This is a genomic window from Pseudoalteromonas luteoviolacea (assembly GCF_021654285.1).
Lineage (GTDB): Bacteria > Pseudomonadota > Gammaproteobacteria > Enterobacterales > Alteromonadaceae > Pseudoalteromonas > Pseudoalteromonas luteoviolacea_J.
This window is the reverse complement of the sequence record NZ_JAKFZS010000023.1, coordinates 33,474-54,081: the sequence shown is the minus strand read 5'-3', so window position 1 is coordinate 54,081 and position 20,608 is coordinate 33,474. Positions and strand designations below refer to the sequence as shown.

General features: G+C 45.6%; 12 protein-coding genes. 1 reads left to right on the top strand and 11 read right to left on the bottom strand.

Annotated elements, in window-relative coordinates; translation table 11 throughout:
* Window positions 1-271: 271 nt before the first annotated feature.
* From L1077_RS19505 to L1077_RS19485, 5 genes are all read right to left on the bottom strand, one after another.
* Window positions 272-3,412: an efflux RND transporter permease subunit gene (locus tag L1077_RS19505; protein WP_237138594.1), complete on the bottom strand. Its 3,141-nt coding sequence runs from the start codon at window positions 3,410-3,412 to the stop codon at window positions 272-274.
* A gap of 16 nt (window positions 3,413-3,428) precedes the next feature.
* Window positions 3,429-4,595 (bottom strand): efflux RND transporter periplasmic adaptor subunit, encoded by a 1,167-nt coding sequence (locus L1077_RS19500; protein WP_237138593.1) that lies wholly within the window; start codon window positions 4,593-4,595, stop codon window positions 3,429-3,431.
* 89 nt (window positions 4,596-4,684) lie between these two features.
* The gene (locus tag L1077_RS19495; RefSeq protein ID WP_237138592.1) at window positions 4,685-7,081 is read right to left on the bottom strand and encodes an ABC transporter permease; all 2,397 of its coding nucleotides are present in this window, start codon (window positions 7,079-7,081) and stop codon (window positions 4,685-4,687) included.
* A gap of 42 nt (window positions 7,082-7,123) precedes the next feature.
* A complete protein-coding gene (locus L1077_RS19490) occupies window positions 7,124-7,849 on the bottom strand; it encodes an ABC transporter ATP-binding protein (RefSeq protein WP_237138591.1) in 726 nt (241 codons plus the stop codon).
* Between the two features lie 8 nt (window positions 7,850-7,857).
* The gene (locus tag L1077_RS19485) at window positions 7,858-9,105 is read right to left on the bottom strand and encodes an efflux RND transporter periplasmic adaptor subunit (RefSeq protein WP_237138590.1); all 1,248 of its coding nucleotides are present in this window, start codon (window positions 9,103-9,105) and stop codon (window positions 7,858-7,860) included.
* 651 nt (window positions 9,106-9,756) lie between these two features.
* Here L1077_RS19485 and L1077_RS19480 point away from each other — a divergent pair.
* A complete protein-coding gene (locus L1077_RS19480; RefSeq protein WP_237138589.1) occupies window positions 9,757-11,568 on the top strand; it encodes a PKD domain-containing protein in 1,812 nt (603 codons plus the stop codon).
* Between the two features lie 76 nt (window positions 11,569-11,644).
* On the opposite strand, the gene L1077_RS19475 is transcribed toward L1077_RS19480, so the two are convergent.
* From L1077_RS19475 to L1077_RS19450, 6 genes are all read right to left on the bottom strand, one after another.
* Window positions 11,645-14,482 carry a TolB family protein gene (locus tag L1077_RS19475; protein ID WP_237138588.1) on the bottom strand — a complete coding sequence of 946 codons (2,838 nt, stop codon included), beginning with the start codon at window positions 14,480-14,482 and terminating at the stop codon, window positions 11,645-11,647.
* A gap of 66 nt (window positions 14,483-14,548) precedes the next feature.
* Window positions 14,549-14,791 carry a hypothetical protein gene (locus L1077_RS19470; protein WP_237138587.1) on the bottom strand — a complete coding sequence of 81 codons (243 nt, stop codon included), beginning with the start codon at window positions 14,789-14,791 and terminating at the stop codon, window positions 14,549-14,551.
* A 94-nt stretch (window positions 14,792-14,885) separates the two neighbouring features.
* Window positions 14,886-16,169: a sensor histidine kinase gene (locus L1077_RS19465; RefSeq protein WP_237138586.1), complete on the bottom strand. Its 1,284-nt coding sequence runs from the start codon at window positions 16,167-16,169 to the stop codon at window positions 14,886-14,888.
* Entirely contained in the window at window positions 16,159-17,541 is a 1,383-nt protein-coding gene (locus L1077_RS19460; protein WP_237138585.1) for a sigma-54-dependent transcriptional regulator, read from the bottom strand. Before L1077_RS19460 ends, L1077_RS19465 begins: the two co-directional genes overlap by 11 nt.
* A 60-nt stretch (window positions 17,542-17,601) precedes the next feature.
* The gene (locus L1077_RS19455; protein WP_237138584.1) at window positions 17,602-18,453 is read right to left on the bottom strand and encodes a D-hexose-6-phosphate mutarotase; all 852 of its coding nucleotides are present in this window, start codon (window positions 18,451-18,453) and stop codon (window positions 17,602-17,604) included.
* 132 nt (window positions 18,454-18,585) lie between these two features.
* The gene (locus tag L1077_RS19450; RefSeq protein ID WP_237138583.1) at window positions 18,586-20,544 is read right to left on the bottom strand and encodes a methyl-accepting chemotaxis protein; all 1,959 of its coding nucleotides are present in this window, start codon (window positions 20,542-20,544) and stop codon (window positions 18,586-18,588) included.
* Window positions 20,545-20,608 lie beyond the last annotated feature (64 nt).

The window sequence follows — 20,608 nt, the reverse complement described above, 5'->3', positions numbered from 1 at the left end:
TCCTGATTTGTTATTATTCATCCAGTCTAACATAGCTAAAGGTGAGGTACAGCTTTGTGCCATAACTGGCCTAGTACGCCAAACAGTAACAAATACATATACTGTTTAGGCCAAATTTTAACGTTAAATGAAACGTCAGCTAAAACTTAAGACGAAGGTAGAAAGTGTTACTTTATGACTTTAAATATCAAAACGGAATAGCACATCTAATTAGAAAGTTAGAAATGAAAAAGCCCAGCATGGCGCTGGGCTTGAATATATTGACTGTCGACTATACTGCCGACTGAGTCGAGTCTTTCTTGAAGCGTTTCGTCGATTGTCCAAGCTTCGAAAAAGCACTCTTAATATCCACCAAAATAATGTACAAGCAAGGTACTAATATCAAGGTAATTAACGTTGCAAACAAGACCGCGAAACCAAGTGAAATCGCCATTGGAATAACAAACTTAGCTTGTAAACTGGTTTCGAAGATGATCGGTGTAACACCTGCAAACGTTGTAATGGACGTCAAGGTGATTGCCCTAAAGCGCGCACACCCAGCCTCAATCACCGCATCTTTGAGCCTCACGCCTTCTTTGCGTACTTGGTTAACATAGTCGGTCATCACCAAGGAGTCATTGATAACAACCCCGGCAGCTGCAATCAGACCAAAGGTCGACATCATGCTCATGTCTAAGCCATTTAACCAGTGGCCCCAAACTGCACCAATCAAGCTAAATGGAATAACCGACATGATAATCAGCGGCTGAGAATAACTCTTTAATGGCACCGCCAGCAAGATGTACACAATCATCATACCCGCAGCAAAGAACATGATCTGTTCATCGGCTTGCGCTTGCGTCTCTTCTATAGAGCCACCTAACTCAGTTTTCACGCTAGGGAACTGCTCAAATAACTTAGGCAATAGGTTGTCTTTGATGTTATCAACAACCGCCGAAGGCTCAATTACCTGCTCATCAATGCTGCCATAGACATACACGGTACGATAACCATCTTCACGACGGATATAACTCACACCCGGCTTTTCAGTAAATTCAACCACATCGCCCAGAACCACTTCACGCCCATCTGGTGTTTTGATCAGCGCATATTTAAGCGACGCCACCGCTTCTCTATCCAGTTTTGGATAACGCACCATCACTCGTATTTCTTCACCATCACGGATCAGGCGCTGCGCCTCACCGCCATAGAAGCTATCACCAATCTGGTTAGCCACATCAGCCAAGTTCAAGCCCAAGTCGTAAGCAACCGGTTTCAACGACAACTGCACTTCTTTACTCGGTGGGTCTATGGTTGAACTGATATCAAACAAGCCTTTTTCTTGTTGCAACATAGAAATAAATTGTCTGCCCGCAGCATTAAGCGTATCAATATCTGGTCCATAAATCAGATAGCCAAACTCACCATCGCCATTACCTGGGTCATTGACATCATCAATGACAAGTAACGATTTAACACCAGGAATTGTTGGCATGGCTTCACGCCAGCGGCGGGACAATTCAAAAGCATCAAATGGACGTAAGTCTTCATCAACAAGTACAGCGAGCACATTACCTTCACTACGGCCTTCATTCCATACCAAAATGTCTTTCACCATTTTTTGGCCATACTCGCGTTCGATGTCTTTATCCACGGTCAGCATCATAGTTTCGATTTGCTGCAGTGCCGACATCGTCTGCTCGTCAGACACATTGTCATTGAGCATAACTGTCACTTGCGGGAAGTCATGTGGTACTTTCGGTAACGGAATAAAACGCACTTGATTCGAGGTGATCAAAGACATACTCACAAGGAATATAGCAATAAAACCGCAGAATACCGCCCAGCGCCACTCCACGGCTTTTTCAACAAAATTACGATAAGGTCCATTCACAAATGCAAAGAAATGCTTGTTAAACCTAGCGCGTAGGCTGTTTTCACGCAGCGGCTTAAATTTAGTATGACCTATGTGTGCAGGTAATATCCATTTTGACTCAATTAAGCTGAATATTAGACACAGTATCACCACAATAGAAATCGATTTAAAGAAAGCCCCTTGTGGCCCACTGGACATAATCATCGGCGCAAAGACCGCCATGGTCGTCAAGACTCCGAATGTCGCAGGAGTGGCAACGCGTTTTGCGCCACGTACAACACTGTCGACACTTGGACCACTGCGTTCAACCTCAGTATAGGCCGCCTCTCCTATGACGATGGCATCATCGACCACAATCCCCAGTACCATGATGAATGCGAACAAGGACACAATATTAATACTCACGCCAAATGCAGGCATCAGCATAATGGCGCCTAAGAAGCATACCGGTAATCCTATCATCACCCATAGAGCAAGCTTAAAGCGCAAGAAGATTGACAACATGAAGGCCACTAACAGCGCACCTTGCAGCATATTCTTTTTCATCATTTCAAGACGTGCATCAAGGTAGTAAGTCATGTCTACGATAGGTGTGAGTGACATGCCAGCTGGTAGTGTCTTATTCTTTTCTTCAATATAAGCATGGACTGTTTTAGCAACTGGGATCATGTTTTGGTCTTTGGTTGCTTTGACTGATAGGAATGCGGCATTGATGCCATTTTGTTTGAAGTAAAATTCACCTTCAACAAACTCATCTTTGATCACCGCTACGTCTTGTAAATAGACTTTTGCGCCGTTATCACCCACTTTGACGGGGATGCGTTTGAATTCATCTCCACGGTATTTTTGGTTTTCAACCCGTACTGAAATAATCCCAGCATCCGTACGTACTTCACCGGCTGAGATATTGGCTGAGTATCTGCGAATTGAATTACTCACATCGCTAATGGTCAAGCCGTAACGGCGTAGTGTGTCAGGGTCAATCTCAATCGCGATTTCATACGCAGGGGTGCTGCGTTCAACCAAGGATACATTAGATAGCTGTAACAGCTCGTCTTCAACTTCTTTGGCAAGAGGTTTAAGATCCTTTAATGGGATATCTGCAGCCAGTGCCATTTGGATCACATCTTGACGAAACTCGACTTGCTGAACTCGTATCGGCTCCATAGCAGCTGGAAACGTCGCAATCCCATCAACTCGTGTTCGCACCTTTTCAACCACATCGCTTAAATCAGCGCTGGTGTCAATTTCTAACTGCACACTGCCGCTGCCTCGGCGTGCTCGGTAAACGCCTTTATCGATTTCAGTCACATCTTTCAAAGATTCTTCAATCTTGATAAGAATACTTTCTTCAATTTCCTGCGGCGATGCGCCGGGATAACTTGCATTAATGCTGACAAAGTTCAGCTCGATACTCGGAAACATTTGTCGCTGAATCGTGAAATAGCTCACAATACCCATTATTAGGATAAAGACCATCATCAGATTCGCCGCGACGGGGTTATGCGCAAAATAGGCAATTAACCCCTTTTGGGATGTTTTGATTTGCTCACTCATAGTTCATTCCCTGCTGTTACAGCTTTCCCGTATTATCAGACTCTGTCTCATTTTCTTTAGAGCCTGCAACTTTAACAGCCATACCGCGTTGCGGGTATTCAGGCAGTGTCACCACAACTTTATCGCTATTAGATAGCCCTTCACCCACTAGGTAGTACATGCCTTCTTCACGGATCACTTGCACAGGACGCGGCTCTAGTTGTGCTTCTTCATTAAGTAACCACACGGTCTGGTTATTCACTAATTCCTGCGGAAGACGATAGATTTGGCGTAACGTCTCACCCTTAAATTGAACCTGTACATATGTACCAAACTTCACTTTAGGCTTACTGCTGGTCAAGCCGTACGGATCTTCAATACGTACCACTAAACTGCTCATACGTGTTTGCTGATCAACCACACCAAGATCACGGTGGATATAAGCATCACGAGTAAAACCATTCACGCCTTTTTGCGTCAATGTGGCTTTTAAGCCAGACACTTGTTCAGGTAAAAAGATTGAGTCAAAACCCGCGATAGGGATCACCACTTCAGCTTGCTCAATGTTGTTTAATTGTGCCACCGGACTGCCAGTACTAACAAATTGGCCTAACCCCACTTCTCTCGATACAATTAATGCATTAAAAGGGGCTACTACATCACAATTATCTAGATCACGCTGCGCTCTTTTTAGCGCCGCTTTTGCTGATTTCACCGCGGCATGTGCACTCATCAACTGAGGCTTGCGCAAAAATAAGTCCGTGTGCTTCTTGTTGGGAAAACGCTTCGCCTCGTCAGCCGCAACATCTGCCAAGGCTTGTTCTTCAATTAACTGAGCTTGCGCACTCGATAATGCAGCTTCCGCCTGCAACACCGCGGCTTCATAGTTATCTTTTTCAATACGCAGTAATACATCGCCTTTACTGACAATACCGCCAGTGACAAACTTTGGATGCCAATACTCTATTTCTCCCGACACCTGCACAGACAACATAGTCTGGTCTAATGGCACGACTTCACCATAGCTATTGATCACAACTTGATGATCTTGCGCCTTAATCGCTTCAACTTCAACAATTGGTCGCGTATCCACTACATCAGACTCATCATCATTTTTGGCCACGGCGTTTATGCCCGTAAACCCAATGAAACCAATACCCAACGCGGCGAAGGGTAATATCCATTTCAGTATTTTTGCTTGCATGACTGTACCTATTGATAATTTCCTAGCGCTATATTAACAAGATTTCCCCCCCCTAGGGTGTGACATTTGTAAGAATCTGTTACAACCTTTCAATATTTTTTCAACTGACCTCTCAGGTGATTAATCTCTATAATAAACAATACGATAAAAGATAAAATCACAGCACTTAGGTAACTGAAAAGCAGGCTATTTGCCATCGTGGGTAAGAAAACTCCCAAACCGAGCGTTACACTTGTTGCGATTAACATGGCGGCACCAAAATGCACCAAACGACTGAGTATTTGCTCGATAATTAACTGCAGGCGTGTTGCACCAACTTGTTGTTTAATCAACAAGACCGGCTGCTGGGCCAAAGCAAGATTACCAAGCAACCCATATAGCCCCACAAGTACTTGCATAATCATTAAAAAGCTTAGTCCAAGTCCACTATAAAAGCTCAGTACAGCCGCCTGATTCAATCCAGATAAATGCTTTGCTAAACCAAGTACCTCGCGGACACTTTGCCCATGCGCCTGTTGCTGTAAAACCTGAGATAGTTCTAATTTTGACATGGATTGATTAGGCTTAAGCCTAACCACCATATTCCCTTCAAAGTAATCATGTGGAAAATACACGGTCGCAGGGGCACCTTTGCTGTGACTGTAAATATTTTCTACGATACCCAACAACTGAAAAGGCTGACCGCTTCGACCGTAGAGACTCAGTCCAATGTCTTCGACCCCAACACCGAGCATTGCTGCAGCAGCTCGATTTATGATGACCAACTCTCTTCGAGCGCTATCTAACCGTGTGAAAGTATCACCCGCAATAAGCGGAATCCCAAGCAGCGTAAAATAACCTTCTCCTACTAACTGTGAGTGCATAGTTACCTGCGCAGATTTCACGGGTTGCTTGCCAATTTGTGCCAAATAACTGGTATCAAAAGGATTTAAGCTGCTTAAGGCTACGGCTGCCACTTTAGGATGCGAGGAAAGCGCCTGAAGATTAGATAGAAAGAGCTGTTTGCGCTCTGCGATTGCGGCTTCATCTTGGCGCCAAGACACCTGATGACGCGCAACAAACACGGTATCCTCTGCATCTATGCCTGAAGGGGTCTGCATCTGGCTACCGAAGTAATAGGCCGACCAAGTACCAATAGATAATACAACCATGCCAATGCTCAGCTGAGTGACCAATATACTAACGCTAAACCACTGAGCGAGTTGCTTTTCTTGCCCTTTGCCTGCGCCTTGCAAATTCTGATAGAGGCTTGTAAATGGCAGTTGCTTAAAACCAAATACAGCAAACCCTAGCGCCAATACAGTGGCAACGGCGAACATTATAAAATAATGAAGAAGATTAACCTGTAGCCAATCTAAATGGGCAATCGATTGCGCACCAAACATCTGGATCGCAAATACTCCCAGCTCAACAAGTACTGCCGCGCACATCGCCGAGAGTAAGAATAATATAATCACCTGCCAATAGTGTGCCAAACGCAATGTGGTCAGCGGTGCACCCAGTGTTGCTTTGAGTACAAGCTGTGCTTGTTGCTTTTTTATGTCTAGCAAATAGAACGTCAACAAATTAATCAAGGTGATCAATAAGAACGCACCACCGCTCAGCAACAGCCAATCACTCGACTGCTGTATATCTCCTTTTAAATATTGCTTTAATGCGTCATATTCAAAGCGCACATGATTATTAAGGGCACTACCAAAATCCACTAATCCAGCACGAAACTGGGTATCTAGATACGCTGTGATACCTGGCGATATGGGTTGTCCTATTTGCGCGGTGGTCGAGCGTCCGACTACAAACGTATTATACCGCACCGAAATATGCGCTTGTGACATCGCGCGTGTATCTATCGTGTGTCCAAAAGACACATAAACATCAGTGTATCGATTAGGCATGTAAATCTGCGGCTCAGTTTGAGTGCAAGCAACCACCCCAACCACCTGAAAGGTCTGCTGATCTAATTGCATACTATACACTTGTTTATGATTCTGCCGCTTTAAGAGCTGTGGCATATAACGCTTAGCAAAGCACTCACTGACAACCGCTTCAAATGGAATGGCGCCATCAACTTGCCCTTGACTAAAGTAGCGCCCCTGCACTAATTCTTGCTCAAACAAGGTAAAAAACGCAGGCTCCGCATAGGTTAGATTTAACTTAGGCTGGCTAGTATGGTTCATATACAGCGCATCGCCGTAATGTAGTGGCGCCGCCATGGACAACCGATCGTCATGTCGGGCGATATATTGGGCTGCTACATTAGAAAGCGCCTTGTCCATCACCACACTGTCTTTATCATCAACCATGCTACCGTGTAACCAAATCAATTGGTCAGGCTGTGCATAGGGCAGCGGTGCATACGCATGCCAAGCGATTAAGCTGACCAAGGCACCACCGGCAAGCGCGCTGGCAAGCAGTACCGCAAATAATACGGTAAATCTCAGTTTGTTAAATAGCGCTTTAATCGAGCTAATATTTTCCTGCATCATATTCATCTTTTCCAAGCCCTCCTGTGGATATCAAAAGCCAATTTATAGAGGGCCAAAGACCGTATTTGCCATACTGGATGATCTGCTCACCGAGGTTAACAGCTCACCATCAAATAACTGAACACGACGTGATGCCATATCAGCGTAACGCGGATCATGCGTTACCATACAAATCGTGGTGCCTTGCTGATGCAAGTCACTGATAAGCTTCATCACCGCATCACCACTTTTGGAGTCTAAGTTGCCTGTTGCTTCATCCACCAACAAAATACTGGGCTGAGTCACCAATGCTCGTGCGATAGCCACTCGTTGCTGCTGTCCACCTGAGAGTTGATTTGGGCAGTGGGTACTGCGATGAGATAGGCCTACTTTTTCCAAACAGGATTGCACCCGTTGCTGAGTGTCTTGCCGATTTATTTTGGGCACTCTGTAGCGTAATGGCAGCGCCACATTATCGAATACCGACAGCCCATCTACGAGATTAAATGATTGGAAGATGAAGCCAATATGCAGGTTTCTTAATTTAGCCGCCTGATCGAACGTCAGATTATCTACTTGTTGACCTGCCAATAAGTAGCGACCTGATGACGCAGGCTCTAACAGTCCCATCAAAGACAACAAAGTAGACTTACCACACCCAGAGGGGCCAGATATTGAAACAAACTCTCCTTTACCCACTGTCATATTGATATTCCTAAGTGCATGTGTTTGAAAATCAGCCGTGGTGAATACCTTACCAATTTCCTGCATTTCAATAATATTTTGCATCTTCCTTCCTACTGAATAACCACAACTTGTCTAGCTTTTGCCAGCGCATCAAGATCTGAAATGACAACTGCCTGCCCCGCTTGCAAACCACTTTTTACTTCCACATGACGCTCACTGCGTTGCCCGAACTGAACCTCAACCAGCTCTGTGTGACCTGTTTCAAGCACTTTGTACATATCAATAGACTGTGTACTTAGCTCCATAACCGGCGTGCGAATATAATGGGTGTTTTCTATTGTGTCGATGACAATAGACGCTGTAATGCTCTGCTTAGGTCGCAGATCCAAATACTCATACTCGGGCAAACGCACTTCCACCTTAACGCTGTGCTGAGAAACCACAGGGTCAATCCGCAGCACCTCACCGCGTAACACAGCCTCACCAGCAAACACATCAACTGGCTGGCCAACTTGTACAGAGCCAGCTTGAGACTGGCTCACTTGTAACTGTGCTATCAGCCCAGCTTGGTCTCCTAAGGTTGCAATATGATCACCCATCGCGATGCGCGTGCCTAAATCCAAAGACATACTCTCAATGACACCGTCATTCGGTGCGGTGATCGAGAGCATGGTAACTTTGGACGCCAATGATGCCTGCTCTTGCTGTGATAAAGCGACCCGCTTTTGCATCAACTGCAAAGTACTTTGGTGCAGCGCTTGTAGCTGTGACAAACGCGCCTTAGCATGGTCAATTTGACCTGTCACACTGCGCAGCTGTGCCTGTGTTTCAAGAAATGATAATTGAGAAATAATACCCTGCTCAGCAAGGCCTTTTTGCGCTTGAAAACGAAAAGACAAAGTGGCCAGCTGCCCTTCGAGCTGACTAATGGCTGAACGCTCAACCAGCAGCTCCCGCTGCTGGCGCAAATCCAATTGATGTAGCTCTGCTTGCACTTCAGCCAATTGTTGTTGCGCGCGCTTATAATCCAATTCTAAGTCTGCGTTTTCCAAACGCGCGATCACGGTACCCGGCGCTACGACATCTCCCGGCTTGTGCTTAATGTCGATCACCACGCCAGGGCTTGTTGCAGTGATAATTTTTTGCTCAGCACTGACCAAGGTGCCAAATGCATCGACAGTTATCGACAACGCACCATGCTTGACCGTATCAATCATCAGTGAGTGCCGCTCTAAATATGTTTTTTTATCCGACAGTGATGCCCATAGCGCGGTAATTATCACAGCGCCAGCCAACAAACCGACCGCCCACTTATGGCGTAGAGGAAAAGACGTTTTTTTCGGTACTCGTATATCCATGTAGTTCTTCTCGTAAGTCATGCGTATCATAAAGGATACTTACTGAAGATAAGGAGTAGCGAAAACCATACCAAAAATAAAAAATAGAAATATCAAAAGCTTAATAATTAACAGCATGATATTTACCTCGAAATCGAAGCAATCTCAATTCGATTCCGGAATCGGAAAATAAGAAGGCTTATCAAGAGCATAAAATCCACATTGCCCGCTCTTTAACTTAACGCCTTACCACCAGCAATAAATATAGGAAGTCATGCCGATTACCAACTGGTACGTGCCCGGACCTATTGATAAAAACTCATTAATTTTAAATTCACACAACACGCGTACAACACAATATATCCAAAGTGATTTATCACCGATTGTCTCTTAAAACTGTATATAATTGATGATATTGATAAATAAAAAGCATAAGCAAGTAGTGCATGAAAAGCGGCTTGCCAATATTGCTATCAACTCGGCGAAGCCTGAATATATAACCGCCATCGTAATCCTTATGTGCTTGAAATTGAATAACAGTGTGGCTACCCAACGCTGAAAATAAACACCATAAAAATATTTTATTATCAATTTCTTTACAATTGCGATTTATAAGATTACCTTGTTTGTTGTTGTTTAAATATTACTCAACACAACTAACAAGGAACATAAATGAAAACTCGTTATTTACTATCTGCGCTAGGACTTGCCTCAGCGAGCTGCTTTGCGCAAACCACCGCACTCACCGAAGCACAAATGATGCAATATACTAGCAAAGCCAGTATGGCCACCATTGGTCAACGTGCTGAACTAAATTTGGTGATCCAACCTCAAGCAACAACAGCAATGACAGCCAACAGTGTCAGTCAAGCCATCACTCAGACAGTGACACACCCCAATGCCAGCTATATCAAACTGCATTTCAAAAACATTAATTTGACCGGGGGTGGCAAGCTAGTGGTGCGCTCAAAAGATGGGAGTGAGCGCTATGAATACACAGAACACAATATGCGTGCAGCAACGCTTTCCCAAGCTGATGATGGTGTCACAAGTTTCTCTGCCATGTCTATCTCTGCTGAAACAGCAGTCGTAGAATACACACCTGGCAGCCAAGTTACGACAAACCAAAGTGCCATCATCGACTACTATGACCACGGTACTGAAAACGAACCTCAGCTTGCGCCTGCAACCGATGTTGGGATCAGCTCTACATGTGGTGCGATGGAAAGAAAAGATGTGCAGTGCTGGGCCAATACTCATCCAACCGAATTTGAGCGCAGCCGTCCTGTAGCACGCCTACTGATGAACGGCAGTGGTCTGTGTACAGGTTGGCGCGTAGGTCCAGATAACCGCATGTTTACCAATAACCACTGTGTTGAGAGTGCATCTGAACTCAGCAATACCGAGGTATGGTTTAATTATCAGCACACTTCATGTAATGGCTCAACACGTGAAACCGTTGTCAAAGTAACAGGTAAAGATTTCCTATCGACAGATTACACGCTAGATTATACGCTTTTCACCATCAATGATTTTGCAAAAGCACAGCCGTTTGGCTACTTTGGCCTTGATGTACGAAATGCCACACAAGGTGAACGCATTTACATTCCTCAGCACGGCTCAGGTAATCCAAAAGAGCTGTCTATTGAATCAGATCGCGATACCGACGGGCTCTGCTCTGTCAATAATGCCAATGCCAACGGACGTGGGACAGGTACTGATTTAGGCTATTACTGCGACACCATTGGTGGCTCCTCGGGCTCTCCAGTATTGGCAGCAGCAACCAACAAGGTTATTGCATTGCACCACCTTGGCGGTTGTCATAATAAAGGGGCGAAAGTCAGCCTGATCTGGCCAAAAGTCGCCAGTCATTTCAACAATCAGATCCCTGATGGGGATAACAACAGCGATCCAATGCCAGTCGCTCAGTTCACCGCAGACTGCACAGCATTAAGTTGTACCTTTGATGGCAGCGCATCCAGTTCACCTAATGGCGCAATTAGCCAATATGAATGGAGCTATGGGGATGCATCTAGCAATGGCTTTGGTGCCAATGTAACGCATGATTATGTATCTTACGGTCAGTACACGGTTTCATTGACGGTCACGGATGCAACTGGTGCATCGGCGACAACCTCGAAGCAAATTCAACTGGTTGACCCAAATGACGACCCAGCCAAACTTATCAATGGTGTCGCAAAAGAAGGGTTAAGTGGCGATAGACTCGCAACTGCGTTTTATTATTTAGACTTACCAGCAGGCGCGTCTAATGTGCAAATCAGTATTTCTGGCGGTTCAGGAGATGCCGATTTGTATGTTAGAAAAGACAGCAAGCCGACCACCTCAACCTATGATTGCCGTCCTTACAGATGGGGTAATAGCGAGTCTTGTAGTATCACAGGTGGCGCAGGTAAATACTGGGTGATGATACGAGGCTATAGTGCATACGCGAACCTGAAGCTGGTAGCGACCTATACGGAATAAACTCTAGCTATTTTCAAACCAACCAATTAAGCAAGGCGAGCAACAGCTCGCCTTTTTCATGCTCAAAGCTATGTTTTTACCAAGGGTGCCAAAGCCCCAGCCAAGTTCGCCACTCTTTATCATGTTGATGTGCAGACAAACGCGCAAACCCAATATCAAGGCGCATATTTGAGATACCCGCAGGTGCATAGTTAGCCGCACTTCCCAAGACGCGCTCACTCAACTCAAGTTGCCATTTTACGCCCCAGCTATTGGCTACACGCATGCTGTCTAAGTGGTGCTGCGCATAATATAGACGTGGCCGCCCAGTGCGCCAACTGGTTGCAAACTCATAGCCTAGGTAATGGTTTCCAGTATCAAACCAAAAAGGCAGCATGGCAATAGGCTGCTGACTTGCACCGACTCCTGTATGCAAGCTATTAGTCGCAAATCCACCTATCTCCATTACTCGATGCTGACGATAGCGGTTATCAGCACGGACATAAACGGGCCAATCCCACAATACTGCTTCACTGTTAAATTGGATGTCATGACCGGCATTCTCTCCCCACACTTTGGCACCATCGAGCGCCGCATTAAAGGCAAACTGCTGTTGATTGTGATGAAAAGACACGCGTTGGCCTAGCCAATAACTATACGCAGTCTCGTGATATCGGTGTTTTTCTACCACCCCACCTAAATAAGGTTGCCAACGCCACTTTTGCCAAACATGTGCCAAAGACACATCTAATGTGTTAGACCACCCATGTTGCGCTTGCAGCCTCTTAGGTTTAATGCTTTGCTCTGCGATATCTAACTGATACAGCTTCAACTGATTACGGAGTTTTATGTCATCGCGTTGATACGTAAAATCAGCATACCCCCCGAGCAATACGTCATCAAATAGTGACTTACTCACGCCGACTTGCCAGCTCTGCTGTTTAAGTATGTCCGACCCAGTTAGTGCGAAGCTCACTAATTGCGTACTGGCTGATGCACTTTGCGCAGAAAGTGCCAATGACCAGTCCTGTGGCTTTGGTGTATACGGCCCAGTAGACCATGGCGAGGGTAATTTGTTGACTCGCACTGGTGCTTTGAACTGCGATGCAACAAATGGCGCCGGCTTTGTGATTTTTGGTTGCTGAGCTTTAAGTGTATCTATCTCTGTTAAGGCACTCAACTTTGTGCCATAAGGTGTGCTTTCAATAAACCAAAGTTGTGAGCCATACTCGCCCACAAGCGCTTCAACAACGTGCTCACCTAAACTTAATTGCACCAATTGCTCATTGGCTAGGTGATAGTAATACACACCTAAAGCCCCTTGATAACCCGCAATGAAATACAAACCTGCGCCTTCATTATCCCAACGCGGTGATGTCACATATTGAGCTTCGTCTGGGACAGGCACTGCAATATGATCTGCATTCAAGGCATGGCTCTTGGCAACATATAATCGCCACAGACCGGTTTGATCCGTTTTTAAGTAAGCGAGCTGCGCTCCTTTAGGGCTGATGAGCGGATAATCATACACGGTATCCAGCTCATGTGATGACAGTGACGTCTCTTTTTGATCAGACAAGTTAAGCTGAATTAATTGCGAATAACCATGTTCAACTCGCTCGGCAATGAGTGTTGATGTGTCTACTACGGTGAAACGACGTATCCCCAGCGTATTCGTTATTTGCACCACTTTGTCCGCTTCAATTTGCCATTTAAACAAAGCATTTTGCCAACCATGGGGGACTTTTTGTCTTGCAACAAAATAGATGGTGTCTTCATCAAACCACTGAGGATGGTAAATTCCGGAAAAATTTACCGGCACCAAAGACGCCAGCTTTTTACGGGTAAATGAATTAGGTCGTTTATCTGGAATGTCTTCAGGATCGGCCTTGAGCAGTGCCGCTTGACGCTGCTCAAATTTTGCAACAGCGGCCTGATTTTCTTCACTTTGGTACACATTTAATGTGATTTCTGACGATGGACTCGACTCCACAGCCAAAAATTTTTGCTTGTTCGTTGAGAGCTGAACATCACGCGCTGCAAAATCAAATTGCATCATTTCTTGGCTATCCACCAGCGGTGCTTGAGGCGCAGATAACATTGCTTGATGGGTATACTCGGCGATAAAACGGCGATAAAGCTGCAGCGCAGATCTGCCAAATACACCTGCAAATGCAGATTCGAAATTACGGCCCTCAACGGCATTAACGCGCGTCCAAACCGCATCTAGGGTTGCTTCATCATATTCTTGCTCCAACCAAGCAAGAAACCGAGCCCCGAGCAAGTAGGCCATGGCACTTGCACGATAACTACCATCTCCATCACTCAGTGAATGATAAGGTAGTAATGCCCCTTGGCGTGCATATGCACGCAACAGGGCTTCACTGTAATTGTCATACAAACGTCCCTTGCCTGTTAACTTAGACTCTTGCAACGTTGCATAGCCTTCGGCCACCCAGCGCGGCAACACGGCGCTTGCCAAGTCATAACTGTCACTTAGATCTCGTAGCGTCTGCTTTAGTGTATGACGACTCGGCTGAGACAGGTGCACTAGGTGAATATATTCATGAAGCACTAATAACTTCAGCCAACTTGGACTATGTGAAATTGCCATATCCGATTGCGGCGGCGTGACATATAAAGCCATAAAAGGACTATCAGAGCTTGGCAGCGCGAAGCCATTGGGTAAGTTAAAAGGATCTATCACAATGGCATCAACCGTCACATCCAGCGCTCGGTTTTGCTGCGCTAGAACACGCTGTCTCACCGCTTCAAGCTCAATGGCCGCAGCGCTCGCCCAAGTATAATGCTGCGGCTGATAGTGCACGCGAAAATGCGGGCTTTGAATTGATTGCCAATCCTGTGTCTTTGCCAAAGCAGGCACACAGACACAGAACAAGAGTGCGATTAAAACACCATGTATCCTACTATACATCGAAAATCCTTGGTACGACCTTACTGTTTAGTAGACCTTATGCCAATTTTCGACATCAAGAAAGGGTTAATCGTTGCGCGCCATCGCGCCCAGTGAAGTAAATAAAGTTAAAATCGCACCGACGACAACAAAGGCCACCATGGAAAACAAAGCGCTGAGCCCCAAGGTAAACTTTGCGATTGCCATGGCCGCAGCAACAGCCCAAACGCTCACTCGACTGAGCCAACGCTTGGTTTGCAAAGGCAATTGAAGATGCTTTAAGGCAAACGTCATAACAAGAAAAGCGATAAACGGATATAACACCAACACAATACACTCCTCAGGTAAGTCAAATGCAGAAACGTCCTGTTAGACTGTCTCTGACTCTCGATTCATGTTAATTATATGGTAATGATAACTATTATCAACTAGGGAGGGTGATTTTTACTTCTGCTCCCTGTAAACCATTGCTTACTATCATACTGCCATCATGCTGCTCAATGATCCGCCTACTCAGGGTTAGACCAATACCTTGACCAGTGCTTTTTGTCGAGTAAAACGGCGTCATGACATTGTCTAAGTTCGCAAATCCCCCCCCTTGATCTGTGATGCTTATCACCACATGTCCCGCTTGATAATGCGCACTGAGACCAATAATGGAACCCGTGGGGGTGTGACTTAAGTTTGCTTCGGCAGCATTTTTCAGCAAGTTAATCAACACTTGTTCAAACAGCTGAGGATCACATCGGCAGTCACGAACAGTGCAATCAAGCTGTATGATTTGATCATCATACATTTGCCCAATTAACGCTTTGACAGATATCAATAAGTCATGCAATTCAACCTTTCGGCAATGCAGCTCTAGAGGTTTAGACAGCTCACTGAATCGTGAGACAAATTGCTGCAAATGCACACACCTTTGCTCTATCACTTTAAGTGCATGCGCATCTCTTGCTACGCTCACTTTCCCTTGTAACGTTTGCGCCAAAGAGCTAACAGGTGTCAGCGTATTGTGGATCTCATGACTGATCACACGGATTAACTGCTGCCATGCAGCCAACTCTTGATGGCGAAGTGCACGACGAATATCCGTCGCGATCACAAGGCGATAACGTTTACCCTGCTCATAAAACTCACTGCTGGTTAGCGACCACTGTGCATTTAACCTATCACTGGAAAAGCACCACTGATTATCTACTGCAAACAAACCCAATGTTTCTGCCGTACGACCGCGTTCATCCTGCCACGGCTTTTGATAAATTAAACTAAACGCTGGGTTGGCATAATTAAGGGTCTCATTTTCATCAAACACCCAAATTGGGCTAGGCAGCTTGTCTATTAGCTGATAAATAATCAACATATGACTAGTATAAAGCGATTTTTGTTGATGCATGCACTCACTCAGCGCCACCAATTCACGTTCAAAACGGGCGATGTGACCCGCTTGGAAATGAGGGTTTATCTGGTGCGTAAAATCCGCTTGCTGCATGGCTTCGAGTTGAATATTGGCCCGTTTAAAAATACCGACAAAGCGATGTAACACTTGGTTCGATATCCACTGAAAACTGGCAAATATTGCAATGGCTAACGTCACAGTAAGCCAAACGCTTAATGACAGTTTCAACCCTATGACAGCGCACAAACCACCTATCAATGCATTGAGCAATACGAGGTATAACTTGAGCGTTCGCTCAAAGTTACTCAGCATGCTTCAAACCATATTTATCTAGTCGGCGGTACAAAGACGACTTGGTAAGCCCCAGTTTTTGGGCTGCTTGGCTGGTCACACCGCCTTCTTGTGCCATGACATCCATGATCATACGTTTTTCCATCTGTGCTAATGTACCTGTGGTTTCAGCTGGACTATCCGCCATTATACCCGCAGTTCTAGGTCGCTGAGCGAGTCGTAACTGGCAATCTTGTAGCGCAATCTGACTCTCTTCACTCATCAGCAAAGCACGCTCCATGACATGACTTAGCTCTCGAATATTGCCCGGCCAAGGGTATGTTTGCAGCGCATGAATCACCTCATCATCCATTGGCTTAGTAGCTATGCCATAACGTTTCGCATGTTTTGCCAATAAGTAGGATGCGAGGGGAATAATATCAGCTTGACGCTCACGCAGTGGCAGCAGTTCAAATACCAAGGTATTCATACGATAAAATAAATCCTGTCTGAACGTCCCCTCTGCAACGTTTTGCGGCAAATCCGCATTGGTGGCACAAATCAGTCGCACATCACTGCGAACGGTTTTGCTACTCCCCAACACTTCATACTCGCCCGTCTCTAATACGCGCAATAGCTTGGCTTGCAGCGGCATAGAGAGGGTCGCAATCTCATCCATAAAGAGCGTGCCACCCGAGGCCATGGTAAAGCGCCCAACACGATTTTGCTTTGCGTCTGTAAAAGCACCTTTCACATGACCAAATAATTCGCTTTCAAATAATGACTCTGACAGTGCCCCCATATTGACACTCACTAACGGACCGCTTGCGCGCGCAGAGTGCTGATGCAGCCATGACACCAAATGACTTTTCCCCACCCCGCTCTCACCGCACAATAAAATAGTGGCATCTGAATGCGCCACGCGAGATAGTTTGCGTTCAAGCGCCTGCATACACGCAGATTGCCAAACAAACTCAATATCTGTTTCCTGCTCTGGTTGCAGTGTTTGGTTTAACTGAGTTTGTTGTTTTTTTTGTAAGGCGAGTTGTTGCTGAATTGAAGCCAGTAATGCGGCATTTTGCCATGGCTTTTCAATAAAGTCGCTGGCACCAAGTTGTAGTGCTTTTACTGCCAGTTTAACGCTACCCCACCCGGTTATACACAACACAGCTGGCGCCCCCTGCTGTGCTTGCAACCAAGTTAAAAAGGCTAAGCCCTCTTGCCCAGAGGTGGTGTCTCTCGCAAAGTTCATATCAAGTAAAATGACATCGAAAGATGTGACACTCAGTAGCTGCTTTGCCGTACTGGGAGAATCAGCTTCAATGACTTCAAAGCCTTGGTCTTCCAAAAAGTAAGCGGCGCTCAATCGTACTTCGACATTATCGTCAACAATCAAAATGCGGGGCAAAGGCATGGGTGTATCCTAACAGTATTTTTCCGTTAGGATACGATAAATCAAGGCTGGAGGAAAAGCTTAACGCCAGCAGACTGTGGTCGCAAGCGTGTGGCTTTGACCAGGCTCAACCGTAACAGTGTCTTCAAGTACATTGGCCGCTTCTAAACACAACATGCCCAAGTATTCTTCATTTTGAAAGTTACTCAAACGCTTTGATTTCTCTATCCACGGGTTCCAAAGCACACATGATGTCGAGTTTTCACGTCCAACCTCTATTATGCCTTCAGGCGTATGGATGCTCTGCACTGGCGCAGCCTGAGTATAAACCATGTCCGTTTCACGGGCGAAACCCACTTTATCTGATTGATCAAATGGCCCTTCGCCAAACTCAATATATTTTGCACCTTGCAGGCCATCAACCGTGGTGTTTTTAATATCCGAAGTTGGGAAGTAAGTATGGAGTGCTTGCGTCAGTGAAAAAGGCGTTTGTCCTAAGTTCGTATTGGTCAGTCTGACTTCTAATCGCTCGCCTAAAATAAACTCCACTTCCAGTCTAGAATCATGTGGCCAAAATTGTTTGTCTACTTGCATCATAGGCAGTGACAGCGAAATACGCACAGCGTCTGAGGTTTCAGTTACTTGCTCTGCACGCCACAATATTTTGCGCGCGAAGCCATGAGCAGGCCAGTCCGCGTTGTCATGCACACCAAACCACGGCCAGCAAATCGGGATCCCACCACGCACAGATTTACCTTCTTGATAATCTTCGTCCGCCGAGACCCACATGAGGTCGCTTTTGCCTGTCGGGATAAACTCTGTAATTTGCGCACCTTGCAAAAAAATCTTCGCCTGACACAGAGGACTCTTAACATCAAAATACTCAAGTCCAGTATCGGTTCTTGCTAATTTTACTGAGTCGGAAAATTCCATGCTCCACCTTTCATTTTAATTCAACTGTCCTTACATTACCGAGCCACCAGCACAGAGTAAACCTGATTTACCCACTATGAATGATCTTCAACAATTTTGTACAAAATAACAGCGCCTTAGAACTATTTCAGACTAAACTTTAAACTTGCCAACCAACTCGGTCAGCTGTTTCGACAACCCCGTCATTTTGTCTCCGTTGTCGCAGGTATCGCTCGCGATGAGAGAAACACTGTCTGCCGCATTTTTGATTTCTACCACATTGCGATTAATGTCTTCCGCAACATGCTGCTGCTCTTCTGCCGCAGTGGCTATTTGCGTATTTAGATCACTGATATTTTGAATCGACTGAGTAATCTCAATAAACTGGTTCTGCGCGGAGTGAGTGAGCTCGACTGTTTTTTCTGTTCTTTCCAAGCTGTTGGTCATATCTGTAGAGACGCCTTCTGTCATCTTACGCAGTTTGTCTAATTGAGATGCGATTTCTTCCGTCGACTCCGAAGTACGCTGAGACAAAGCACGCACTTCATCTGCAACCACGGCAAAGCCCCGTCCATGCTCTCCAGCTCGGGCAGCTTCAATTGCCGCATTTAACGCCAACAAATTAGTCTGCTCAGCAATACCCCGTATCACACTTAAAATTGACATGATGTTTTCACTTTCGCTGTCGAGCTTAGTGATATCTGAGGTGGCGCGATTGATAACGCCAGACAGTTCAGCAACACTGTCCACCGTCTCTGTGATCACGGTTTGGCCCAGCTCCGAGGCATGCTGGGTTTGGGTCGCAAGTTCTGCAGCATTCGCACAGCTGGATGCCACTTCATTCGCAGTGGCGGCCATTTCATTGATGGCCGTTGCCGCCATCTCCAACGATTGCTGCTGCGCACTGGTAGAGCCGGTCAATTCATCCGCCTGTCCAGCCGTGGTCAGCGCCGTTTGATTCACCTGTTGCGCACAATGATTGATCTGCTGCACCAGCTGCGCTATCAAGTTTAAGAATTGATTGAAGCTCTCTGCGAGTTTACCCGTTTCGTCTTTGGTGGTGACCTCCAACCGCTTAGTCAAATCACCACCGCCTTGAGAAATAGCGGTCAAACCATCACTTACATTGACAATTGGGCCAGACAGTAAATTAGCGATATACGTCGCCATGGCCACAAAAATAGCCACTAAGATACCACTGATGATCAACACTGTGAGTTTCATTTGATTAGCTTTGCTCATGACCTCTTGCTGCTCAACAAACGCGATAAATTTCCAGCCAAGCGTCTTGGATGTATAGATGTTAGAGAAAAATTCTACGCCATCTATGGTGATCTCAAACAACCCATCTGGGCTGCGGTTCAGCTCTGTGTACAAGCCATTTTCAACGTCATCAATGTGTTTAAACGTGTATTCTGGGTGCTTAGCATTAACCAAAATGGTGCCGCTGTCCTCCTCCAGCATCAAATACCCTGTTTCACCTAAACGAATATTCTTGATGATATCTGTCAGCCCTTTAAGCGAGACATCCATGCCCTGCACACCCACAAATTGACCGCCTGACTTCACCGCTTTGACGGTGGAGATAATTGCCGTATCATCTGGCTCCCAATAATAGGCGTCGGTTAAACCTGTCTGACCATTCTTTTCTTTACCCGTTGTATACCAAGGACGACCACGGGGATCATACCTTGCACTGACCTGACCTTTTGGCCACTGAATATAGCCGCCTTTTGGGTTCCCAAAGTAAATATAAGAGATCCCTGGGTGGGATGTACCAAATTGTTGGTACAACTCAAACATGCGCTGTTCAACCTCAGTACCAGAGTCCGGTGTCATTTGCTCGGCCGTGTTATTATCTTTATAAACTGACACCTGACTGCGCCCGTTAAGCACATCTGGGTGATTGGCCAAGTAGGTAACATTCTTTGCTACCTCATCAAAAAACATACTGATACCATTGTCGATTTGCTGCGCCTCACGGCTGCTCATTTCAACAAATTTATCTACCGCAAGCTGTCTTGTTTGAGTAATGATAATGACCGCAATAATCAACAGCGGTACCACAATGGCGGCGATGAATGCAAGGCGTAATTTTTGTGAAATTGTCATAGCGAAACTTCCTGTGGGCATTCAAAAAATATAGTTCTAGATCTTCAACTATTCAAAAAGATTA